The organism is Brooklawnia sp. (assembly GCF_049651565.1).
Classification (GTDB): domain Bacteria; phylum Actinomycetota; class Actinomycetes; order Propionibacteriales; family Propionibacteriaceae; genus Brooklawnia.
The window spans coordinates 20,380-37,114 of sequence record NZ_JBASCI010000072.1 but is presented as its reverse complement, the minus strand read 5'-3'; the positions used below and the strand labels follow the sequence as shown (position 1 = coordinate 37,114).

Annotated in this window: 16 protein-coding genes and 1 tRNA gene; 7 read left to right on the top strand and 10 right to left on the bottom strand. The window is 68.1% G+C overall.

From position 1 onward, the window contains the following. Window positions 1-278: 278 nt before the first annotated feature. The 4 genes from WBL05_RS03550 to WBL05_RS03535 all read right to left on the bottom strand — a co-directional run bounded on the left by WBL05_RS03550 (window position 279) and on the right by WBL05_RS03535 (window position 5,175). Entirely contained in the window at window positions 279-1,436 is a 1,158-nt protein-coding gene (locus WBL05_RS03550; RefSeq protein WP_424223777.1) for an excalibur calcium-binding domain-containing protein, read from the bottom strand. Between the two features lie 65 nt (window positions 1,437-1,501). Beyond that, window positions 1,502-3,289 carry a DEAD/DEAH box helicase gene (locus WBL05_RS03545; RefSeq protein WP_424223776.1) on the bottom strand — a complete coding sequence of 596 codons (1,788 nt, stop codon included), beginning with the start codon at window positions 3,287-3,289 and terminating at the stop codon, window positions 1,502-1,504. A gap of 24 nt (window positions 3,290-3,313) precedes the next feature. Further along, window positions 3,314-4,045: a glutamine amidotransferase gene (locus tag WBL05_RS03540; RefSeq protein ID WP_424223775.1), complete on the bottom strand. Its 732-nt coding sequence runs from the start codon at window positions 4,043-4,045 to the stop codon at window positions 3,314-3,316. Further along, a complete protein-coding gene (locus WBL05_RS03535; protein ID WP_424223773.1) occupies window positions 4,042-5,175 on the bottom strand; it encodes a carboxylate-amine ligase in 1,134 nt (377 codons plus the stop codon). Before WBL05_RS03535 ends, WBL05_RS03540 begins: the two co-directional genes overlap by 4 nt. Before the next feature lie 185 nt (window positions 5,176-5,360). On the opposite strand from WBL05_RS03535, the gene WBL05_RS03530 reads away from it, so the two are divergent. After that, window positions 5,361-6,851: a gluconokinase gene (locus WBL05_RS03530; protein ID WP_424223772.1), complete on the top strand. Its 1,491-nt coding sequence runs from the start codon at window positions 5,361-5,363 to the stop codon at window positions 6,849-6,851. On the opposite strand, the gene WBL05_RS03525 is transcribed toward WBL05_RS03530, so the two are convergent. Continuing rightward, window positions 6,852-7,394, bottom strand: a complete 543-nt coding sequence (locus tag WBL05_RS03525; RefSeq protein ID WP_424223771.1) for a hypothetical protein — start codon at window positions 7,392-7,394, stop codon at window positions 6,852-6,854. Window positions 7,395-7,534: 140 nt separating this feature from the next. On the opposite strand from WBL05_RS03525, the gene WBL05_RS03520 reads away from it, so the two are divergent. The 5 genes from WBL05_RS03520 to WBL05_RS03500 all read left to right on the top strand — a co-directional run bounded on the left by WBL05_RS03520 (window position 7,535) and on the right by WBL05_RS03500 (window position 11,855). After that, window positions 7,535-7,804 carry a hypothetical protein gene (locus tag WBL05_RS03520; protein ID WP_424223770.1) on the top strand — a complete coding sequence of 90 codons (270 nt, stop codon included), beginning with the start codon at window positions 7,535-7,537 and terminating at the stop codon, window positions 7,802-7,804. A gap of 206 nt (window positions 7,805-8,010) precedes the next feature. Then, window positions 8,011-8,724 (top strand): FadR/GntR family transcriptional regulator, encoded by a 714-nt coding sequence (locus WBL05_RS03515; protein ID WP_424223769.1) that lies wholly within the window; start codon window positions 8,011-8,013, stop codon window positions 8,722-8,724. A 15-nt stretch (window positions 8,725-8,739) separates the two neighbouring features. Further along, complete coding sequence (locus tag WBL05_RS03510; protein ID WP_424223768.1) at window positions 8,740-10,020, top strand: ABC transporter substrate-binding protein; 1,281 nt, start codon at window positions 8,740-8,742, stop codon at window positions 10,018-10,020. A 3-nt stretch (window positions 10,021-10,023) separates the two neighbouring features. Then, on the top strand, window positions 10,024-10,959 hold the full coding sequence (locus tag WBL05_RS03505; RefSeq protein WP_424223767.1) for a carbohydrate ABC transporter permease: 936 nt from the start codon (window positions 10,024-10,026) through the stop codon (window positions 10,957-10,959). Continuing rightward, window positions 10,956-11,855, top strand: a complete 900-nt coding sequence (locus WBL05_RS03500; protein WP_424223766.1) for a carbohydrate ABC transporter permease — start codon at window positions 10,956-10,958, stop codon at window positions 11,853-11,855. The genes WBL05_RS03505 and WBL05_RS03500 overlap by 4 nt, the downstream gene beginning before the upstream one ends. Before the next feature lie 177 nt (window positions 11,856-12,032). Here WBL05_RS03500 and WBL05_RS03495 read toward each other — a convergent pair. Next, a tRNA-Pro gene (locus WBL05_RS03495) sits at window positions 12,033-12,108 on the bottom strand. 173 nt (window positions 12,109-12,281) lie between these two features. On the opposite strand from WBL05_RS03495, the gene WBL05_RS03490 reads away from it, so the two are divergent. After that, the gene (locus tag WBL05_RS03490) at window positions 12,282-12,455 is read left to right on the top strand and encodes a hypothetical protein (protein ID WP_424223764.1); all 174 of its coding nucleotides are present in this window, start codon (window positions 12,282-12,284) and stop codon (window positions 12,453-12,455) included. A gap of 4 nt (window positions 12,456-12,459) precedes the next feature. Here the strand turns inward: WBL05_RS03490 and WBL05_RS03485 are convergent, their stop codons facing one another. From WBL05_RS03485 to WBL05_RS03470, 4 genes are all read right to left on the bottom strand, one after another. After that, the gene (locus tag WBL05_RS03485; protein ID WP_424223763.1) at window positions 12,460-12,927 is read right to left on the bottom strand and encodes a ribose-5-phosphate isomerase; all 468 of its coding nucleotides are present in this window, start codon (window positions 12,925-12,927) and stop codon (window positions 12,460-12,462) included. 58 nt (window positions 12,928-12,985) lie between these two features. Further along, a complete protein-coding gene (ligA, locus tag WBL05_RS03480) occupies window positions 12,986-15,142 on the bottom strand; it encodes an NAD-dependent DNA ligase LigA (protein ID WP_424223761.1) in 2,157 nt (718 codons plus the stop codon). A 39-nt stretch (window positions 15,143-15,181) separates the two neighbouring features. Beyond that, window positions 15,182-15,934 (bottom strand): nuclease-related domain-containing protein, encoded by a 753-nt coding sequence (locus WBL05_RS03475; protein WP_424223760.1) that lies wholly within the window; start codon window positions 15,932-15,934, stop codon window positions 15,182-15,184. A 96-nt stretch (window positions 15,935-16,030) separates the two neighbouring features. Then, window positions 16,031-16,645, bottom strand: a complete 615-nt coding sequence (locus WBL05_RS03470) for a disulfide bond formation protein DsbA (RefSeq protein WP_424223758.1) — start codon at window positions 16,643-16,645, stop codon at window positions 16,031-16,033. Window positions 16,646-16,735: the final 90 nt, after the last annotated feature.

Sequence of the window (16,735 nt, the reverse complement as noted above, 5' to 3'; positions counted from 1 at the left end):
GCGCGACCGCACCGGCTACGCCGAAACGAGGTGATGCGCGGCATCGACCCGCACCAGTGGGCCTTCACCGACTGGGTGTGGGGTCCGACCGCGTTGTTCCCCGAAGATGAACCGGAGATGTTCACCGAGATCCCGGTCACCTCGGCCGTCCCGGTCAACAGCGCCTGACAGGTTGGGCTATCGGACGCCGCGGTTGACGCGGTCCGACCACGGTTCAGGCGGTCATCAGCTCGTGCGGTGAGCACGGGCGTTACCCACACATCGGCGAAGGTTGACTCCTACTCGCAGCCGATCCCGTCGCCGTCACGATCAAGATGGGGGGCGTAACCTGGCTGACCTATGTAGACCGGCGCCGCGCCGGCCGCCCGGGCTGCGGTGCAGTTCTTGTAGTAGACGTTCGGCGGGGCCGCTTGCGGTGCGGGCTGCGGGGCCGCTTGCGGTGCTGCCAGCAGTTCGGCCGCACGCCGTTCCGCCTCCAGACGTTCCGCTTCCAGTCGCTCAGCCTCCCGCCGCTCCGCTTCCAGGCGTTCTGCCTCGACTCGCTCAGCCTCCCGCCGCTCCGCCTCCAGGCGTTCCGCCTCGACCCGCTCAGCCTCCCGCCGCTCCTCTTCCAGCCGCTCGGCCTCCCGGCGCTCGGCTTCCAGCCTTCGTTCTTCCGCCCTGATGCCGCGCTGCACGCGCTTGTGTTCGGTTTCGAGTCGCGTTTGCATCCGGTTGAGGGAGTTGATGGTTGAGCGGTCGTTGTGGTGGATGACGGCCAAGAGGGTGCCTGAATCGTCATCGACGAGCCTGGACAGCGACTCTCCAACCGCAACAAGTGCCGCAATTTCGGCCAGGTATGACCTCAGCGTCGGCAGGTCGCGAGAGTCTGTCGGAGACTTGGCCAGCAGCTGACCCGCCTGCTGGCTGAACTGGTCAACCTTCGCCGGAATCGTGCACTCGGCGTCGGGATCGAAGAGCCCACGCCCAGCCGCCGTCGCCTCGTTCTGCGCCTCGAGCACATCGGCGTAGAAGCGATCATTGGGCTCGAACAGGACGGCGGCTCCCAGCCCGGCCCGGGCAATCTCTGCGTTGACCAGGACGTCCTCGACGAAGACCCCGGCAAGCTCCCGCCCATACTGGTCGGTTCGCTCCTCGTCGTACTGCAATTCCACCACCGTGCCAACCGGAAGCAGCCTGTCAAGGAAGTAGGCCGCCTCTGGGCCCAGACACTCCACCGGCTGGTCAGGGTCGACGGTCTCGGGCGTGTCTACATTCAGCAGCCGCACCCGCTTCTGCCTTCCGTTCTTCATGACGTCGATCGTGTCGCCATCCACAACTGCCGTGACGACCGTGTCAGCCCGGGCGTTCGCCACCGCGGCGGCCCCTCCAACGACTGCTCCCCCACCAAGCACCGTCACAGAGCCAAACAAGGCCAGCGTCTTGAGTCCAATCACGGTAGGCCTCCTTGCCCATCAGGTCGGCCTGCGGCCGTCCCTGCGCCCATTATGGGGACGCCGCATCAGCGGCGCGCCAAGAGACAACCGGAAATAGGGGCCGACCTGCGGGGATAGGGGCTACCTGAAATCGCGACTCTTCCGCCGGGGCTTGCGCTGCCCGCTGTCGCGCTCCAACTCGATGAGCCTGCCCGAGATGCGAGTGCCGCGCAGCGCGTCCCAGACCTGTTGCGGCAGCTTGGCCGGCAGCTCAACCAAGGTGTGGTCAGCGCGGATGTCGATGCGTCCGAAGTCCTCACGGCGCAGCCCGCCCTCGTTGGCCAGCGCCCCCACCACCTGGCGGGGGTCACCTTGTGCCGGCGTCCGACCGCCATCCGGTAGGTCGCCGTCGGCCCGGACGCCTCACCTCGCTGGCTGCGCTCACGCGGCTGGTCGCGGCGGCCACCCGGCTCGAACGTGCCACGGGCCGGACGCTCCGGCTCGGGTTCCAGCAGCATCGGCTCATCACCCTGCAGCACCGACGCCAGCGCCGCAGCGACGTCCACCTCGGGCACGTCGTACTCGTTGACGTAGTGGCTGACCACGTCGCGGAAGAAGTCGATGCGCTCGGTGTTCGACATGGCCGCGGTGATCGCGTCGTCGAAGCGGCTCAGCCTGGTGGCGTTGATGTCCTCGACGGTCGGCAGGTTCATCTGGGTCAGGGTCTGCCGGGTGGCCCGCTCGATGGCCCGCAACAGGTGGCGTTCCCGCGGGGTGACGAACGAGATCGCCTGACCGCTGCGGCCGGCGCGTCCGGTGCGTCCCACCCGGTGCACGTACGACTCGGTATCGGTGGGGATGTCGAAGTTGACCACGTGGCTGATCCGGTCGACGTCCAGCCCACGGGCGGCGACGTCGGTGGCGACCAGGATGTCAAGCTTGCCCGACTTGAGCTGACCGATGGTGCGTTCGCGCTGCGCCTGGACGATGTCGCCGTTGATCGCGGCGGCCGAGAACCCGCGCGCCCGAAGCTTCTCGGCCAGGGTCTCGGTGTCGTTCTTGGTCCTGACGAAGACGATCATGCCCTCGAAGTTCTCCACCTCGAGGATCCTGGTCAGCGCATCCACCTTCTGCGGGTAGGCCACCACCAGGTACCGGTGGCCGACGTTCGGAGCTGTGCTGGTGCTGCCCCTGACCAGCACCTCGACCGGATCGGTCAGGTAGCGCTGCGACAGGGCGCGGATCTGCGCCGGCATGGTGGCCGAGAACAGCGCGACCTGCTTGTCGTCGGGGGTGTCGGCGAGGATCTGCTCGACATCCTCGGCGAACCCCATGCTGAGCATCTCGTCGGCCTCGTCCAGCACCAGGAAGCGCAACTGGGTGAGGTCGAGGGTGCCCTTGTCGAGGTGGTCCATGATCCGGCCAGGCGTCCCGACAACGATGTGCACGCCACGCGCCAGCGCGCTCAACTGGACGCCGTAGCCCTGCCCACCATAGACGGGGAGCAGCCGGACACCCTTCAGGTGCGCGGAGTACTTCTCGAACGCCTCGGCGACCTGCAGCGCCAGCTCACGGGTGGGGGCGAGGACGAGTGCCTGCGGCGCCTTCTGCTTCAGGTCCAGCCGGCTGAGGATCGGCAACGCGAACGCCGCGGTCTTGCCGGTTCCGGTCTGGGCCAGGCCAACCAGGTTGCGGCCGGCCAGCAGGGCCGGGATGGTCTCGGCCTGGATCGGGGTGGGACGCTCGTAGCCGAGCTGCCGCAGCGACTTCAGCAGCCGCTCCCCCAGCCCGAGTTCGGCGAAGCCGTCGGAATGGTCGAGTAGGTCGGCGGCCGGGGTGTCGGTCGCTGGTTCGACCACTTCTTCTTCGTTCACCCCACGACAGTAGTCGCTGCCGGCTCAGTAAGCGGAATACCGCCGCGCAAAGTTGCGCAGCAGACGGTGCTGCGAACCGTCCACCCCGGAGGTCTTCGCCAGCGCGATCACGTCGTCCAGCTCCTCGGGGCGGAAGTACCCGTTGTGCTGGTAGACCCGCATCCGGTCGGCGAACTCGTCGGGGTCCAGCTCGGGATGGAACTGGGTGACGTAGACGTTCTCGCCCACCCGGTACATCTGCACCGGGCAGCTTTCACTGGTGGCCAGCAGTTCGACGCCGCCCGGCAGCCCGTTGCCGCTCTCCTTGTGGCCGACGAACGCATCGAAGGTGCTTGGCACGCCTTCGAACAGCGGATCGGCCTGGCCGACCTCGGTCACCGCGATGGTGACCGGCCCGGCCGGCTCGCCGTGGGTGCGGTCCACCACCCCACCCAGGTGGGTGGTCACCATCCCGATGCCGTAGCACAGCCCCATGAACGGTCGGTCATTGGACAGGATGTCGTCCAGCAACCGGCGCAGGTCGGACTCGACCCGCAGCTGCACCACCGACTTGTCGGGGTCGGAGACGTTGAACGGGCTGCCACCCAGGATGATCCCGGAGAACGCGTCCAGGTCGATCCCGCGCACCGGTGCAGCCTCCAGCCGGAGCTGCACGACGTCCTGGGGGTCGAGCCCGGCATGCCTGGAAACCGAGACATGTTCAGCCGTTGCCGCACCGTCGTGGTGGCGGGTGGACAGCAGCAGGAAGGGTTTCACAGGTGCAGACTACTAGGGGCTTCCAGGCCCGTTTCGGCGACGAGCTGGGTCACCACGGTGCGCAGGTCGCCGGACCGCTGGAACTCACGTCGCTGCCGGGCGTAGCACGGCCCCTGCTCGGCCAGTGTGGCGCAGCGGGCCAGTTCGGTATCGCAGCCCAGCCGCTGGGCGTGCGGGGCGAACCGATCGAGCCAGAACTCCAGACGCTCCCGCAGCGGCACCACCCGAGGGGGGAGGTCGCTGGTGATGACGTGGGCTTCGACTCCGTAGCGGGCGGCCCGCCACTTGTTCTCCTGCAGGTACCAGGGTGGCAGCCGCGGCGGGCGGCGTCCATGGTCGAGCTCGGCGGAGAGCCAGGCGGCGGCGCACTGGGTGAGCGCGGTGATCGCGCCCAGTTCCCACAGCGTGGGCACCGAGTCGCTCAACCGGTTCTCCACCGTGCCGAACGAAGACGGCCGGACGTCCCAGCGGATCTCGCTGAGCTGCGAGATCATGCCTACCGACTCCAGGCCGATGACGTAGCGCTCGAACTCCTCCCAGGTGTCCATCTCGACCGGCAGGCCGTTGGTGTGCAACTGCTGGAACAGCATCGTCCGGTTGGACGCGAAGCTGGTGTCGGTCCCCTGCCAGAACGGCGACGAACCGGCCAGCGCGATGAAGTAGGGGGCCATCAGCGCCAGGCCGGAGGTGATGGGCAGCGCCTTGCGTTGGTGGTCGACCCCGACGTGCACGTGGGTACCCATCGTCACCAGTTGGCGGGCCCACCAGCCGTTCTCGTCGGCGACCACCCGGTAGCGCTCGGCGTCGAAGTGGGTCTGCTCCATCGCGATGCTGAACGGGTGGGAGCCGGCGCCCAGCGGCACCGTGGTCTGCCCCAGCAGGCCGCGCAGTTGGGTGAGCTTCTCGGCGAGGTCACCCATCGCGTCGGCGACCCGGTGGTGGACGCCGCTGACCAGCTCGACCATGCAGGTCAGGTACTCCCGCCGGATCGCCCCCTTCTCAGGGTTCTCGACGGCCTCGAGCAGCTTCGGGGCGGCCGGAACCAGCTGGCCTGTTGCCGCATCGACCAGGCCGAGTTCCCACTCCACGCCGATCGACCCCGGATCAGTGGGGGTGAATGTGATCTCCAAGCATCGCTCCTCTACCGGAAAGTGCCGTCGTTCCAGTCAACCAGCGCGACACCGGCCACGTCATCTGCCCGCCGAACAAATTCCCCGGAAGGACGCGGGAAACCGGCGTCCCACGCCCGACTGTGCCCGCAAGCCCACCCGGTCGCCTACGCTGCTGTCACAGCCGAACGAAGGAGCGGCAGATCGTGAACGCAGGCAACGGCAACGACATCATCCTCGGACTGGACGTCGGGACGACCGCCGCCAAGGCGTCACTGTTCTCGCTGGGCGGGGCGAACAGGATCACCACTTCACGGGAGTACCTGCTGCTGAACCCCCAGCCCGGCTGGCACGTACAGGACCCGGACACCATCGCAGAGAGCGTCTTCGAGGCGATGACCGACGCGGTCTCCCGGGTGGACCCGGCGCGGATCATCGGCATCTCGATCAGCACCGCCATGCATGGGCTGCTGGGCATCGACTCCGACCTCCGCCCGGTCACCGAACTGCTCACCTGGGCCGACTCGCGCGCCTGGCAGCAGGCCAACCGGTTGAACGAGCACGCCACCGGCCCGCGCCTGCACCACACCGGCGGCACCCCGACCCACCCGATGTCGCCGCTGGTCAAGCTGTGCTGGTTCCGCGACGCACACCCCGACATCCTGCGGCTCACCGACCGGTGGATCCAGTTGAAGGACTGGATCCTGATCCAGCTCACCGGTCAGGTCGTCACAGAACTGTCCGGGGCGTCGGGAAGCGGCATGATTGACATGGAGACCAGGGACTGGAACCCGGAGGCGATCGACCTATCCGGGGTGCGGCCCGACCAACTGCCGCCGATCATGGCCACCACCGACATCCTGCCGCTCAGCGGCGACGCTGCCCGGCGGGTTGGCCTGCCATCGGGGCTTCCGGTGGTGCTGGGCGCCAGCGACGGCCCGTTGGGCAACCTGGGCACCGGCGCGATGGAACCCGGCAAGGCCGGGCTGTCGATCGGCACCAGCGGCGCGGTGCGGATGGTGGTGCGTCGGCCGGCGGTGGTGTCGGGGCTGTTCTGCTACGCCCTGACCAGCGACGTCTGGGTGGCCGGCGGCGCGGTCAGCAACGGCGGGCTGGTGCAGCGCTGGCTCACCCAGACCTACGCACCGGGCGCCGATGACGCCGAGGCCTGCCGCCGCGCGGAGGCGATCCCGCCGGGCGCGGAAGGCCTGGTGATGGTGCCCTACCTGGTGGCTGAGCGGGCGTCGCTGTGGGATTCGGAGATCCGGGGTGCGTTCGTGCACGTGCGCCAGGCACACACCCCTGACCACTTCATCCGGGCCGGGGTGGAGGGCGTCGCCTACCAGTTGTGGACGATCCTGCGCCGGATCCGGATGATCAACCGGGTCGATGAGGTGCGCGCCACCGGCGGGGTCTTCGGGTCTCAACTGTGGCGCGACGTGGTTGCCGGCATCCTGAATCGACCGCTGGTGGTCACCGGCGCCGCCGAGGGGTCCGGGCTCGGTGCGGCGATCCTGGGCGCGGTGGCCCTGGGCGTTTCAGACACCCTGGCCGATGGCTACAACCTGCTGCGGGGCGACTCCGAGGAGACCCGGATCGTGGTCAGCGACGAGGCCCGGGCGGTGTACGCGGAGATGCACTACGCGGTGCCGCAACTGCTGCAACGCTACGGCCGCCTGGGCGCCGACATCCGATAGTTACCGGGTGGCCGACCGCCAGACCCGGATGGCGTTCAGCACCGCCGGGATCGACAAGGCGAACGCCACGAGCGCGCCGCCGGCGGCGACGATCGCGAAGACCAGCGCCGCCATCGCCTGATCACCGAGGCTGACCACCAACGACGGCAGCCAGCAGTGCACGATGCCCAGGGCAAGCTGCAACACCAAAGACGCCGCCACGTGCCCAACCACCACCTTCGCCTTGGCGAAGTCCTGCTGGGACGCCACCAGCAGGACCAGGAAGACCAGCTTGAGCACCAGCAGCAGACCTGGCACGGTCGCCACCCGGGTCACCGGGAAGAACCCCCAGGTCGCCAGGTAGGCGATGGTGCCGAACGGCGCCGAGACCAGCAGCCCGAACATGACCATCAGCAGACCGAATGCGGCCGACGCGGTCAGGACACCGAGGAGGATCCAGGCCAGCGACACCACCAAGGTGACGACGCCCTGGATCCGGCCGTGGAACCGCCTGCCTGGCACCACCTCGACCACGCAGCCGCTGGACGAAGATGATCGTGTCACCCTGGATTCGGCAGTCGAGACTGCTGCGGAGCTCTGCCGGGGTGAGCGGGTCGCCCCCGACAGGTCGTGGGGACGCCCAGGCCGGCCACCGGTCACCGGCGCCGCGGCCCACCCCGGCCACGCCGATGACGAACAACCCGATGGCCAGCACCCCAGCGACCTCGACCGCCAGCAGCATCCGCTCGGTCAGCGTCCGCACCGACTCGCCGCCGACCTGCACCGCCACCGCCAGTTCGAGGTCGAGCAGCGAACCCGCCCGACGGGAGCGGCCGACCCTGGTCAACGAGAGCGGGCTGATCAGTACGTCGTGGATGTCGGTGGGTGGTAGCCCACCCAGCGTCCCGATCGTCACCGGCCGGTCGGCTGCGGCGGCAGTCAGTATTCCCACCACACCGTCGAACGCCTGCTGAGTGGTGCTGGTCGCCGACTCAGGGTGGGGCCCCTCGAGTGCCATGGCGACGTCCTCGAACAGGCGGGTACCGGCAGGGCAGGCCGGAGGGTATGGGCTAGTCAACCGCCCCCGGGCCGGTATTGGGCCCACGCCACTTGTCGGACAGGGGCTGGGCCACAGCTACCACTCCTGTCCGACAATTGGTGAGGTCAAGGAGGATCCACGATGGTCGGGCTGTCACCCGGACACCAGAGAGTCCTGTCAGCGTTGCGGGAGTCCGGTGTGCGTCCAGGCGACGTGTTGCCGTCGGAGCCGGAGTTGGCCGATCGGCTGGGCGTGAGCCGGCAGAGCGTCCGGGAGGCGCTCGTCGCGATGCAGGCACTCGGGCTGGTGGAAGGACGGCAGGGCACCCGGCGACGGCTGGCCTGCTACGAGGTCGCCCACCTGGCCGAGCAGGTGGCCGTCTCGGTCGATCCAAACCCGGAGAACCTGCTCCAGTTGCTGCAGGTGCGCCGGGCACTGGAGCGGTCCTTCCTGCCAGCGGCCGCGCAGCACCTGGGCCGGCGCCGACTTCGTGAGTTGGGCGAGCTGAGCGATGTCATGGTGCAGCGGGCCGCCAAAGGGCATGCCTTCGTGGACGCGGACGAGCGGTTCCACACGCTGCTCTATGCGGGCCTTGGTAACCGAGCGCTGGACGGCTTCGTGCGAGGGTTCTGGCAGGTCTTCAGGCAGGCACCACCTCCGATCACCACCGCCGCCAACCTGGTCAGCTCGGCAGCCGTGCACCGTGGCATCGTCGAGGCGTTGCGCGGGGGCGACGCAGAGCTCGCCGTTCACCGGTTGGATGCGCACTTCTACGACGTCCAGTCCCGCATCGCGGCCAGTCGACTGGATCGGTTCGGTCAGGGTTCCCGTCCTGCAACTGCAGGCGGTCGGTAGGGAAAGGAAAGCGCAATGCACCGACGCACACTGTTCAAGGCAGCCGGCCTGGCCGGCGTGGCCTCGGTCCCGATTGTCGCTGCTGGCTGTAGCAGCGGCAGCTCGTCGACGGGTGGATCGCCGACCGCGGCGGGCAGCCCAGACGGGACCGCCTCCGGTGAGGTGAGTTACTGGCTGTGGCAGGACGACGCCACCGACACCACCTGGCAGAACCTGGCCGACGAGTTCAACGAGTCGCAGGACCGGATCAACGTGACCCTGCAGGTGACGCCGCTGGCCCAGTACCAGGACCAGCTTGTGTCGGCGCTCAGTTCCGGCATCGGCCCCGACGCCTGCCGGTTCAAGGACTGGTGGCTCGGTCAGTTGGTGGCCCAGAACGCGATCGAACCGCTGGACGAGCTGGTCAACGCCTGGGCGGGCCGGGAAGACGTCGTCGAGGGGCTGTGGGCCACCGGGCAGGTGCCGGGTGATGACACCATCTACATGCTCCCGCATCAGTTCGTCACCATCTACATGTACTACCGCAAGTCGTACTTCGAACAGATCGGGATGGACGCCCCGACGTCCCACGAGGACGTGCTGGAAGCCTGCCGACGGCTCACCGACGCCGGTCAGAACCGGTATGGCCTGGACGTCCGGGGTGGGGCCGGCGGGCAGGACCAGTGGGCGGCGTGGATGTTCTCCGGCGGCGCCAGGATGGTCGACGACGCCGGTGAGATCGTCATCAACGACCAGCGCGCAGTCTCGGTCAACCAGGACTACCTGGACATCGAGTCCAGCCTGCACGCCGCCCCACCCGGCTCTATCACCGCCGCGTTCGCTCAGGTCACAGCCAACTTCCAGGGCGGCCAGACCGGCATGCTGATCCATCACCCGGGCTCGCTGGCCGGGATGCGCGAGGCCCTCGGCGACGACCTCGGCGTGATCAGGATGCCCGGCGACGGGCCGACCCTGGGGACGATGAGCGGCAACGTCGTGCTGTCGTCATCGCAGAACAAGGAAGCGGCGTGGGAGTGGATCAGCTGGCTGTCCACCCGGGAGCCGATGCTGACCATGAGCAAGTCGCCGCAAGGTCAGCTCCCGGTGCTGCAGTCGTCACGGGAGGACCCGCACTACCAGGACGAGGCCCTGCAGGTCGCGCTCACCGCCCAGGAGACGGCGGTGAGCTGGCCGGCATTGCCTGGCACCGGGACGGTGGCCAACGCCACCTGGAGCCCCACCATCCAGTCCGCCTTCCTCGGTGAGATCACCTCGCAGGAGATGCTCGACCGGCTAGCCGCCGACATGGGCAGCTGAGCGATGACCGCCCACACCGTCGAGGCCCCGGCTCAGGCGCAGGCCGTCCGCCGAAGACCACGCCGGGGCCTGGCTGCCCTGGAGCCTTGGCTCTATCTGTTGCCGATCATGATCCTGGTGGCCACCTTCGTGGTTTTCCCGATCCTGCGTTCGGTCTGGTTGTCGGTGAACCAGGTGTCGCTGCTCGGCGGTGTGGGCGACTTCGTCGGCGGCGAGAACTTCCTCGCCATATTCAGCAATCCGCGGTTCGGGCACTTCGCGCTGGTCACGCTGACCTGGACGTTCGGTGCGGTGTCGCTGCAGTTCACGTTCGGCATGATCGGTGCCCTACTGCTCAACAACCGGTTCCCGCTGCGCGGGGTCGTGCGGGGTCTGGTGATGATTCCGTGGGCCACCCCGAGCGTACTGGTGGCGCTGATCTGGATGTGGCTGCTCGACCCGAACCACGGCTTGCTCAACCGCATCGTGCTGGGGCTTGGCCTGGCGGACCAGCCGGTGCAGTGGCTCAGCGACCCGGACACCGCGCTGCCGTCACTGATCATGGTGGACGTCTGGCAGGGCATCCCGTTCTTCGCGGTGATGCTGCTTGCAGCGCTGCAGAGCGTGCCGCGCGACATCGTCGAGGCCGCCCGGGTGGACGGATGCGGCCCGTCAGCGGTCTTCCGGCACGTCGTGGTGCCGCACATCATGCCCACGGTGCTGGTGACGTTGCTGTTGCGCATTATCTGGACCGCCAACTACGTCGACCTGGCCTTCATCCTGACTGGCGGCGGCCCGGCGGAAGCGACGACGACCATTGCGCTGCAGTCCTACCTGACCGCCTACAAGGCAGGTGACTTCGGGGTGGGTTCGGCGTACGCGATGGTCCAGGCCGGCTTCCTGATGATCTTCGTGGTCATCTACGTCAGGCTGTCCCGTCGAGGGGAGGAGAACCGATGAGCGCCGTGCTGACGCCGGGGCAGGTGGCCGCCCGGCCGGCTCTGCGTCGGCCCTTGCTCGACAAGCGAGGACGCCAGGGCGCGCAGACCGGCATCGTGGTGGTGCTGGTGGCTGGCTGGCTGGTGATCACCCTTGGCCCCTACTTCGTGATGCTGCTCACCTCGCTGACGCCGCGGGCCGAGTTGATCGCGCCCGGAGCGAGCCTGTTCCCCGAGAGCCCGAGCCTTGATGGCTATCGGGACCTGTTCGCCAGCACCCACTTCCTCACCTACCTGCGCAATTCTGCGATCGTGGCCGGCGGGACGGTGGTGGCGTCGCTAATCTGCGCGTCCTTCGCCGCGATCGGGTTGTCCCGGTTCCGGTTCCGCGGACGCGGCACGGTGCTTACCGCCCTGCTGGTGGCGCAACTGTTTCCGGCGGTGCTGCTGGTCATCCCGCTGCAGCAACAGCTGGTGGCTTTCGGTCTGCTCAACAACCTTGTCGGGCTGATCCTCATCGACACCACCTTCGCGACCCCGTTCGCGACCTGGCTTCTGAAGGGATTCCTCGACTCGATCCCGTCCCAGCTGGATGAAGCCGCCCGCATCGACGGCGCGACGGGGCTGCAACTGGTGCGCTACGTGCTCTTCCCGCTGATGAGGCCGGGAATGACCGCCGCCGGGACCTACATCTTCATCTACTCGTGGAACGAGTTCCTGTACGCGCTCACCTTCACCAAGACGCCCGACACCCACACTGTCCCGGTCGGCCTGCAGCTCCTGATCGGGGAGTACCAGATCCGCTGGGATCTGCTCACCGCCGGTGGTGTGCTGGCCGCGATCCCGGTGCTGGTCGGCTTCATGCTGGTGCAGCGCAACCTGATCGACGGGCTCACTGCCGGAGCTGTCAAGGGATAGCGCGGAAGTGGCAGCCGTACTGCCTTTGCCCTGGCGCGACCAGCTTCCGACAAAGTCACAGACGGACGAGAGGTCCGCCAGCCGCGCGCTGCGAGAGGACATCCTCGTGGGCAGTCCCAGACGACATGCGCTCGCCTCAGGCATCTGTTATCTGCTCAGGCGGGTGAGGCCGGAAACTGGTCGGGGCGACAGGACTCGAACCTGCGATCTCCTGCTCCCAAAGCAGGCGCGCTAGCCACTACGCTACGCCCCGGTTGGTCGACCAACCCGGCCAAGTGTACTGGACGACAGCGAGAACCGGCCAACACGACCGCTGCACCGAAGAACAGACCCCTGCCGCGCAGGCGATCAACTGGACTGCAGCCTAGTCGCCTTCGATCAGCCACGAACACCGCAATACTTGTCAGCAGCGGAAGGGGTGACCGTATGGCTGACAAGGTCCGAACCAGACAGCTGGGCCGCGACGGCATCACCGTCATGGTCAACCATGATCGAGCGTTGCGCGCCCGCGAGGTCGCCCTGCCTACCCAGGCCGACAAGGACCGCGCAGAAGCGCTGCTGCCCGCCATGCTGGATCGGGTGAACGGACGCCGCCGATAGCCGATCAGCCCTCGATCGAGCCGGTCTCCTCGTACCGACTCAGCATGTCGATGCGCGTCTGGTGACGTTCGTCGCCGGAGAAGGGGGTGGTCAGGAACGCCCGCGCGATCTCCAGACCCTCTTCGAGGCTGACGAAGCGACCGCCCATCGCCACACAGTTGGCGTTGTTGTGCTGGCGTCCGAGCTGCGCCAACTCGACGTTGAGCGCCAGCGCTGCCCGGCAGCCCTTCACCTTGTTGGCCGCGATCTGCTCGCCGTTGCCCGACCCGCCCAGCACGATCCCGAGCGATCCCTGGTCGGTCTCGGCAACCACTGCCTCGGCGCAGGGAATGATGAACCGCGGATAGTGGTCGAGTGCGTCATAGCTGGGGGCGCCATGGTCGATGACTTCGTAGCCCTCGGCCCGCAGCTTCTCCACGAGGTATTCCTTCAGCTCGAAGGCGGCATGGTCTGTACCGATGTGAACACGCATGCAGCAATGGTCCCAGACGTGCGCGAACAGGAGGCAATCCGCGGCGAGGCCCCGTTGATCAGCTGTCCAGCCCCTCCGGGCCGCGCTCCAGCAGCACGTTGAAGCCGTCCTCGTCCAGGACCGGCAACCCCAACTCCTCCGCCTTGGCGGCCTTCGAGCCCGGGCTGCCCCCGACCACCACGTAGTCGGTCTTCCGCGACACCGAACTGGCGGCCTTGCCGCCACGTTCGGCGATAGCCAGCTGCGCTTCGTCACGGGTGAAGCCGGTCAGGCTACCGGTCACCACCACGCTCAGCCCGGCCAGGGTCTGGGGAACGCTCACCGCCGCCTCGGCCGGCTCGTCGGCCATCCGCACCCCGGACGCCGCCCAGCGCTCCACCACCTCGACGTGCCACGGCTCGGTGAACCACTCCTGCACCGCCTCGGCGATCACCGGTCCAACACCCTCGGTGCCGGCCAACTCCTCCAGCGACGCGGCCCGGATGGCGTCCATCGACCCGAACCGCTCGGCCAACGCCCGGGCGGCGGTCGGGCCGACATGCCTGATCGACAGCGCCACCAGCACCCGCCACAGCGGCTGCCGCTTGGCGGTCTCCAGGTTCGCCAACAGCTTGTGCCCGGTCGCCGACAGCACCCGGCCGTCCACCACCTCGGCTGGCGGGTCCGACTTCTTCGCCGCCCGGGTGTACAGCGGGACGAGCCGCAGGTCGTCCGCGGTCAGCTCGAACAGCCCGGCCTCGTTCTCGATCACGCCGCTGGCCAGCAACCCGCGGGCACCCTCCCAACCCAGCGCCTCAATGTCGAGGGCCTGCCGGGACGCCAGGCTGAACAGCCGCTCCACCAACTGGGCGGGGCACGACCGCGAGTTGGGGCACCGGATGTCCTTGTCCGACTCCTTCTCGGGACGCAACTCGGTGCCGCAGACCGGGCAGTGGGTGGGCATCACGAAGGGCCGTTCGGTGCCGTCCCGCAGCTCGACCACCGGCCCGAGCACCTCGGGAATCACGTCGCCGGCCTTGCGCAGCACGACCGTGTCGCCGATCAGGACGCCCTTGCGGGCCACCTCCCACGGGTTGTGCAGGGTGGCCCGCGAAACCGTTGAACCGGCCACCCGGACCGGCTCCATCACCGCGAACGGGGTGACCCGGCCGGTGCGTCCGACGTTGACCTGGATGTCGAGCAGCCTGGTGTTGACCTGTTCGGGCGGGTACTTGTACGCCACCGCCCACCTCGGCGCCCGCGAAGTCGTCCCCAACCGGGCCTGTTGGCCGAGGTCGTCCACCTTCACCACCACGCCGTCGATCTCATGGCTCAGGTCGTGCCGGTGTTCACCGTAGTGGGCGACGTACCCCAGGACCTCCTCCGGGGTGGTCAGCACCCGGTACGTCGTCGAGACCGGCAAGCCGAGGCTGCCGAGCAGTTCATAGGCCTGCGACTGCCGCTCCAGCGGCAGGCCGTCGTGGGCGCCGATGCCATGCACCAGCATGTGAAGCGGACGGCTGGCGGTGATCGCCGGGTTCTTCTGCCGCAACGAGCCGGCGGCCGCGTTGCGCGGGTTGGCGAACGGCGCCTTGCCCGCGGCCACCAGTGAGGCGTTCAGGTCGGCAAATCCCGAGATCGGGAAGAAGACCTCGCCGCGCACCTCGATCAGCTCGGGCACCGCCTCGCCGGTCAGCGTCCGCGGCACGTCGCGCAGCGTGGCAATGTTGCCGGTGATGTCCTCCCCCACCCGGCCGTCGCCACGTGTCGCCCCGGTGACCAGGCGTCCACCCCGGTAGACCAGCGCGACGGCCAGCCCGTCGATCTTTAGCTCGCACAGCCAGGCGATCTCCTCGTCACCCAACAGCCGCCGCACCCGGGCCATCCAGTCGGCCAACTCCTCGCGGCTGAAGACATTGTCCAGACTGAGCATCCGCTGCAGATGTGTGACCGGGGCGAAGTCGGTCATCCGATGGGCCGCGCCGACGCGCTGGGTTGGGCTGTCGGGGGTACGCAGCTGGGGGAAGGTGTCCTCGAGGCGCTGCAGTTCAGCCATCAGCGCGTCGTACTCGGCGTCCGACATGGTCGGCGCGTCGCGCCCGTAGTACGCCTCCTGGGCGTCATTGATCAGGTCGGCCAGTTCGGCCCAACGATGCTGCTCGGCCAGCCCGGGCTCAGCCACCTCCGGCTGGTCGGTCACCTGCAGTGCGTCCAGGTCGTCGTCAACGTTGGGCATGGACCAATACTGGCAGCCCGACCCGAACGGGCAGCATCCTCAAACGACGAACTTTGGCGTCCAGGCCGAGCTCTCGCGGGCGGCACCGAAGGCTGTCAGGATCTGCCGCTTGCCGAACTGCTCGGGACGGTTGACCAGCCAGTTGGCGATGTCGAACTGGTCAACCACCGCCACCCCGTCCGGGAAGTGCTCGATGACCAGGCGCCGGTCGTTCACCGGAACGATCACACCGGTGACCGAGATGTCCAGGCGGGTGGCCATGGACAGCCGATCGGCTCCGCGACGGGCCTCGCCGCGGATCTCGCCCACGTACGGCTGCTCCCGGCCGTCGACGATGAACCGGTCACCGTGCACCTTCAGCCGGGAACCCGGCAGGTGCTTGGCATTGAGCAGGTAGACCCCGCCTGGCCCGACGACCCAGTGGTCAAGTTCACTGCCGCCCTCGACCAGCCTGGCCGACTGCAGGAAACCCCACCGCGGGTCGAGCCCGGCCAGCCTGATCAGCTCGGCGGCCAGCAGTTCGTCCGGGTCGACCATGGCACGCCGGGCGCCGCCGTCCAGCCCGATCAGCAGGCGGTCGAGCAATGCCCGCACCGGCGCCCGGCGACGTGGGTTCTCACGAACGATCGGCAGCGTCTCGAAGGCCGCACCGGGCACCATGATTTCGGGAACCAGCGCACGCCGGGGCGCAACCTGCAGGTGGGTGACGCCATCGTCATCGGCCAGGTAACCACGTCGGGCAGCTGTCACAGGCGGCGGCACCGAGTCGTAGATCTGTTCGGCCGCAGACATCTCCACCTCTTCTCAGCAGGTTTCTGATCACTTCTCCTGCCGAACTCTAGAGGTCAGGTTGAGCCTTCCCGGGAAGCCACGCTGGCGCAGATTCGATCAGTCGAAGATCGGCCCCCGATCGCGGGACCGCTTCAACTCGAAGAACCCATCGGCCGCAGTCACCTTGCTGACGCCGTCGAACAAATCCCCGGCCGCCTCACCCTTCGGCGCCGGCGAGATGACCGGCCCGAACAGCGCCTTGCCGTTGATGTGGATGACCGGCGTCCCCACCTCGTTGCCCACCGGGTCCATGCCCTGGTGGTGCGAGGCGCGCAGTTCGTCGTCCCAGTCACCCGCGGCCGCCCGATCGGCGATGGCCTCATCGAACCCGCACTGCCGCAAGGCATCCTTGATCACGCCGACGTCACCCTTGCGCTGGCCGAGCGGGTGGTACCGGGTGCCGATCGCGGTGTAGAAATCGCGCAACCCCTCGCTGCCGTAGGCCCGTTCGACCCCTATCGCGGTCCGGGCGCCGATCCAGCCGGCAGCCATCTCCTCCTCGTAGTCTTCGTCGAGATCCCGGCCCTCGTTCAGCACCGAAAGGCTCATCACATGGAAGACCGTCCGCACCGGACGCACCTTCTCCACCTCGAGCATCCAGCGGGATGCCATCCAGGCCCATGGGCACAGCGGGTCGAACCAGAAGTCGACGGTCTGTAGTCGATCGTTCATATGTCCAAGCGTTCCAGACACATCAACTTCGGCTCGCCGAGCGCACTGCATTCGCCGACTCCGCCCAACCGGTAGCCTCGCAACTGAGCC